Source organism: Romboutsia sp., assembly GCF_051659545.1.
In the GTDB taxonomy this organism is placed as follows: domain Bacteria; phylum Bacillota; class Clostridia; order Peptostreptococcales; family Peptostreptococcaceae; genus JBOFOR01.
Genome location: NZ_JBOFOR010000141.1, coordinates 1 through 5,993, shown reverse-complemented (window position 1 = coordinate 5,993; position 5,993 = coordinate 1). Strand labels below are relative to the sequence as shown.

At 30.4% G+C, this 5,993-nt stretch carries 3 protein-coding genes; 1 reads left to right on the top strand and 2 read right to left on the bottom strand.

The features are described from left to right. On the bottom strand, positions 1-1,116 hold a 1,116-nt coding region (locus ACRC03_RS08095), incomplete at its 3' end, for a metallophosphoesterase (RefSeq protein ID WP_438652056.1). A gap of 175 nt (positions 1,117-1,291) precedes the next feature. On the opposite strand from ACRC03_RS08095, the gene ACRC03_RS08090 reads away from it, so the two are divergent. Next, on the top strand, positions 1,292-2,062 hold the full coding sequence (locus tag ACRC03_RS08090) for a nucleoside phosphorylase (RefSeq protein WP_438652055.1): 771 nt from the start codon (positions 1,292-1,294) through the stop codon (positions 2,060-2,062). Positions 2,063-2,180: 118 nt separating this feature from the next. Here ACRC03_RS08090 and ACRC03_RS08085 read toward each other — a convergent pair whose 3' ends face one another. After that, positions 2,181-5,645 (bottom strand): S8 family serine peptidase, encoded by a 3,465-nt coding sequence (locus ACRC03_RS08085; protein WP_438652054.1) that lies wholly within the window; start codon positions 5,643-5,645, stop codon positions 2,181-2,183. Positions 5,646-5,993: the final 348 nt, after the last annotated feature.

Sequence of the window (5,993 nt, the reverse complement as noted above, 5' to 3'; positions counted from 1 at the left end):
ATCTATATTTTCCTTTGATAAATTGCCGTACTTGCTTAATTTATTGTAATACCTGTTATAAATAGAATTACCAAAGAACTCTCTAGAATACTCATCAAAATTATTTAAAACTTTATCTGATATATTTAACCTAGAAGACTGGTATATAAACTTATCATCACTAGTACTGTAATTAAGTTGTCCAAAATTATGAGGATAAACAGCTAAAGAGCCAGTAGCAATATCATATAAATTATTATCATTACTTTTATTTACTGCAATATTTTGAATATGTATATGACCACTCAAAACAAAATCTATGTTGTTCTCATTAAAAACTTCTATTAATTTATTGTTATCGTTTAAAGTATAACCATCATTATAAACATCATTGTGATTCATAATACTATGATGCATTACAGGAATAATCTTTGCACCATGCTCATTAGCTAAAGAAATACATTTATTAATCCAACTAAGAGTACTTTTACTAAGAGAACCTTTCATTTGCGGATATCCCAGGTTAGTATTAGTTTTATAGTTATTAGTATCTAGCATTAATAGCCATACATCTTCACTAGGTGTAGCCAAATAGCTAAGGCTATCCTCATCTTCAAGTACAGCATTATCAAAACCGAAATTAGAATACATACTTCTAAACTCATTCTCACTTATACTATCGGTTATATATTGTTTGTCTTCTATAAATTTTCTAGCCCAAGGATTAGAAATATCATGATTACCTGGGATGACATATACCTGAGTTCCTGATTCCTCCATTGATGAAAGTTTTTTAGTTAAGTCTTTATGACTTTCTAATTCGCCATTATTAGTAAGGTCACCACTTAATATAAGGATATTTGGTTTTTTATTTTTTATAGTATTTGTCAAAGCATCAAATATTTCATTAATATAAAAAAGCTGTTTACCATCACCAAAAGTGACATATTTATCAAATGCACCTTTATTGTCAGTTAGCTTATTAGATAAGTAGTGTATATCAGTAGCTATATACATACTTAAGTCATTATTTGTATCAAATTTATAATTAATGGTTTCTTTTTCTTTACCAAAACATGCAAAGGTAATCAAAAGCGATGTTATTACTAAAACAAAAGATATTTTTAATATATTCATACTTCCTCCGAAGTCAAACTTATAAATATAAAAGTGATATAAGTTTAATCAATAATTTATATTAGTATTTACTAATTATGGGAAAATAATCTATAAATTGAGAAATACTTATATTGTAGATAAAAATATATTCTGCTACAATTACAAAAACACATAATATTGAGGGGGAATATATATGATACTGCATGAGTTCGATGAAAATAAAAATGCTATAATAAATCCTTGGAATATAAAAAGTAAAATAGATGGATTTCCTAAAATAGCAGTATCCTGCTTTTCAAAAACAACTTTTGAAAGAATAATAAAAGAATTAAATGCCACTCAAATATCACAAACAAGTGGTGCTAACGGAGAAAATATAATCTACAAAGTAAACTATGAAAATATAGATATAGCTCTATACATGTCAACAGTAGGCGCACCCTGCTGCATAGGAGAAATAGAAGAAATGTTCCAAATGGGATGCGAAAAAATAATACTATTTGGAACTTGTGGAGTACTAGATGCATCAATAGAAGATTGCTCTATAATAATACCAAATAGTGCAATAAGAGATGAAGGCACTAGCTATCACTATGCACCACCATCAGATGAAATTGAAGTAAATACTAAATACATAAATGAATTTATAGAAATACTAGATAGATATGAATTAAAATACACCATAGGTAAAGCATGGACCACAGATGCATTTTACCGAGAAACAAGAGATAAAGTTCAAAGAAGAAAAGATCAAGGGTGTATCTGTGTAGATATGGAATGTTCGGCAGTAGGCGCAGTAGCCTCTTTTAGAGAAAAAGAAGTATTCCATTTTTTCTATGCCGCAGATAATTTAGATAGTGAAGAATGGGATGTAAGAAGTTTATCAAATGATGAAAAATTAATTGAAAAAGATAAAATAGCAACTATAGCTATGGAAATGGCAGTTAAAATAGCAGCTAAATAATATAGAATTAAAATACAGAAAAACTAATTACTTAAATAGGGGACTGTAGATAGATTTGAATTTACACAAATATATCTACAGTCCCCATATCAACTTAAATCAAATCTAGTTTTTAATCTTATTTGTATATTTGATAGCTAAAAGTAGTATTCAGTATATTTGCTAATGAATTACCATTTATAGTAGCTCCATCTACTAACGCTTCTTCAAATACTTCATAATCTGCTGGGTTGTAGTATGTATCTTTCTCTGCCTTTAACTTAACCTTGAATATAGGTGTACTATTATCTATATTCAGAGGAGAGTCACCTTCTTTAGTCGGATTTATAGTTACTATAGTTGATTTATATATATCATATTCTACTTGAGAATTGTCTTTAGAGCTTATTTCAAACTCATATCCATTCTCCTTAGCTAGTAATTTGAACTCTTCTGTAAGCTCAACACCCTCTATAGTGTGACGGTCTATATTATGTATATTAAACTCACCATTTTTGAACTCTTTTATATTGTTCATAGTTACATCCATAGTTACTTCATCACCATGATTTACAATATATTTATCAAAACTAGAGTATATATACTCAGTACCTGGCTTAACTACATAGAAATCTCTTTTTTCTCTTAAACTACCTGCTCCAAATATATCTATACCTGTTACCGCTATTTTGTTGACATCTTGATTAGTATCTAATTTATGTTTCATTTCAAATGAACCATCTGTTTCTGGTATATACATTTCTAAACTACCAAAATTATTATGCTTATATTTGTATAAGTTGGACCATGATTGGTCTAAATTAGATTCAGGATGTTTATCACTTGCTATTTTTAATCCTTCATCATATGATTTACCTTTTACTACAAAATCAGTTTGACCTGATTTTAATTCATATACTCCTGGTTGATTACCTTCAAAGCTCATCTCTGGAGCTGTATTGTCTACACGTACATAGTCACCTGCAACATATTCTTTTCCAAGTGCGTCTTTAGTATAGAATACTAACTCATAGTCACCTTCTGATAATCTAATTACTTCATTTTCTATATCTCCATTTTCATTGATAGGGAAGATAGTACCATTAAATGCAGCTATTCTTATAGGTGTATTTATAGGTAACCCACTTATATCTGCACTACCTGATATACCTAATAGTTTTTTAGTATCATAGTCTCTTACATATGCACCTATTTCTGTCATATGACTACTTAGAATCAATGATGTTTCTATTGCTTGATCAAATAACTCATCATATTTTGTAGAGGTACCATCTCTTAAGTTTTTCATTTCTTTTATACCTTCTTTAGAGTAGTTAATACTAAATGGTACTCTATATACTTCATTACTGTTCTTAGTATTAGTAAGTGTTATGTATCCTTGATACGAACCTTTCTCTGCATCTTTAGGTACTACTATAGTAGGTTCTATAGATACTGATGTTTTCTTACCTACAGTTATTTCCTTTGGTACATTTTGTAGTTTTACTTTATTAAACTCTGCATCAGTAGCTGGATACATCTTAACAAATTCTGTCTCTACTTTAAATTTCTTTTCTTTATTGTGACTGTTTTTGATTTCTACTTTCTTAGTTACTTTTGTATCATTCTCGCTATCTTCATACTTTCCAAATGATAGAGAACCTGTTGTAGCTGTTGTGTAGTTATCATCTTGTACAGAAATTTTTACATCTGAATCTACTGCATCATGCACATTTATTCTACCACTGCCTACTTGGTTAGTACCATATTCATAAGATAACTCCTCTGAAGTATTCATAAGTGCTTCTTTTATTTCAGATGGAGTATAATCTTTATGTGCTTGCTTAACAAGTGCAGCTGCTCCAGCTACGTGAGGTGTAGCCATAGATGTACCATTCATTCTAGCATATGCATAATTATAGTTATTATTTTTTACATCATTGATATATCCTGGTACTGTTGAGTATACATCTACTCCTGGAGCTACTACATCTGGTTTGATGTCAAACTCATAGTATGAAGGACCTTGAGAACTGAAATATGCTAACTCTTCTTTTCCTTCAGCTTTTCCTTCATATGTTTTTACAAAAGACATTTTATTATTTCCACTCTCTACTAATTGCTTTATTTCTTCTCCAGTAGCTGTATCTACTGCAAATGTAGGTAAGAAATCTTTATTTTCATCAATATACGTTATATCCTCATACTTTCCATATACTATTATTCCCTTAGCACCTTTTTCCTTAGCTATTTTTATAGATTGAGGTAAGGACTCTACGCTAAGACTTATTAAAGCTATTTGATTTTCCATACTTTCTATTCCAAGCTCTTCATAATGATACTCTTGCCCACCTTTAACATATGTTATAGGGAAAGTTTTATTGTTTAGTTCTTGTATTTTATTGTCAAAATCCTTAGCCATAAGTTTTAAATCATATTCTTTATCACCTAGTTTAGTATTGTAATAAGTGTGTGATGTGGTATATGTACTAGCTCCTACTGTTAAAGGTAATGCTGCTGCTCCAGGAGATCCTAATGTACCTGCATCGGGTCCTTCATTACCTGCTGCTATTACTACAGTTGTTCCAAGTAGTGTAGCATTGTTTGTAGATTGTGCTACTGGAGAATAAGGATTATTTGAACTCATACCTAATGATAAGTTAATTACATCCATACCATCTTCTACAGACATTTCTATGGCTTGTATAACATCACTCCAAGTTCCTGAACCATATGGTCCTAACACTTTATATGCATATAAATCTGCTTCTGGTGCAACACCTGTCACAGCATTGTCAGTACCACTTTTACCACTACCTAATATACTACCTGCTACGTGTGTACCATGCGATGTATAATATTCTCCTCCTTGATACTCAGGCTCGCCTGATGCTTGCCAGTCTTTGTATGTAGTTTCCATAGGGTCATTATCTTCATTTACGCAGTCATATCCACCCTTGTAGTTATCTTTTAGATCTGGGTGATTATAATCTACACCTGTATCTAGTACCCCTACTTTAATACCTTTACCTGTTATCTTATCTTTGTGTAGTTCATCTGCACCTATTTGAACATTGCTATCTAGTTCATTTGGATATTTAATAGATTTTCCTTTAGTAAGCTCACTTTTTTGTTGTTGTATCGGCTGGATTTTTACTTCTTTATCTAACCAAACTTTCTCTACCTCTTCACTCTCTAATAATTGATCTACTTCCGTTCCTTTTATAGATAAACTTATTCCGTTGAAAGTTTTTGTGAATTCTTCTTTTAACTTTATTTCACTGTTACCTTTTTTAGCATTTAACTTTTTAACATGTGATTTAAACTTTTCATGGCTAGCTTTTATTTTAGTAGCATTTTTTTCATTTGGAGCATCTTTAAGTTCTACTATTACATTTAACATTTCTTCACTTTTAGTGTCTATATCTACATCTATAGGCACCAACTCTAAACTAGATTCTATTCCGCTAGCTTTATAGTTTTCTAATGCCTTCTTCATCACATCATTTTCCTGTGCGTTTGATGGATAGTATGATGCTAATGATGCTATGAAACCTGTTGTTACAAGTATTGACATTACTTTTTTATAATATCTTCTCTTCATAAAATTACTCCCCCATAGTGAGTGTTTTTTTAGGTAGTTGAATGTTACTACCATTAATTAATCTTGTACAATTAAATAATATACTGAAAATTTAAAAATATTCTATATATTTATAGATGAAGTACAATTTTTAAGAAGAGAACAGATAAAGAAAATCTGATTTAATAGCAACTGAGCCACTGCGTGTCTCAGAATTTCCGCCGGCAGGTTGTGCGAAAAGTACCTTAATATGGTATAATTTGATTAAATAACAGTTATTAGGGGGCCTTAAATTATGAACTATATCCAAAATGGAACTAGAGAACAAATTAGACTTGAGTCTATAGAATCGTTTGTTGAAGAAGACAA

What these genes read in the sequence shown, in the direction of transcription:
- ACRC03_RS08085 (WP_438652054.1), bottom strand. Translation starts at nt 5,645, where the DNA reads ATGAAGAGAAGATATTATAAAAAAGTAATGTCAATACTTGTAACAACA.
- ACRC03_RS08090 (WP_438652055.1), top strand. Translation starts at nt 1,292, where the DNA reads ATGATACTGCATGAGTTCGATGAAAATAAAAATGCTATAATAAATCCT.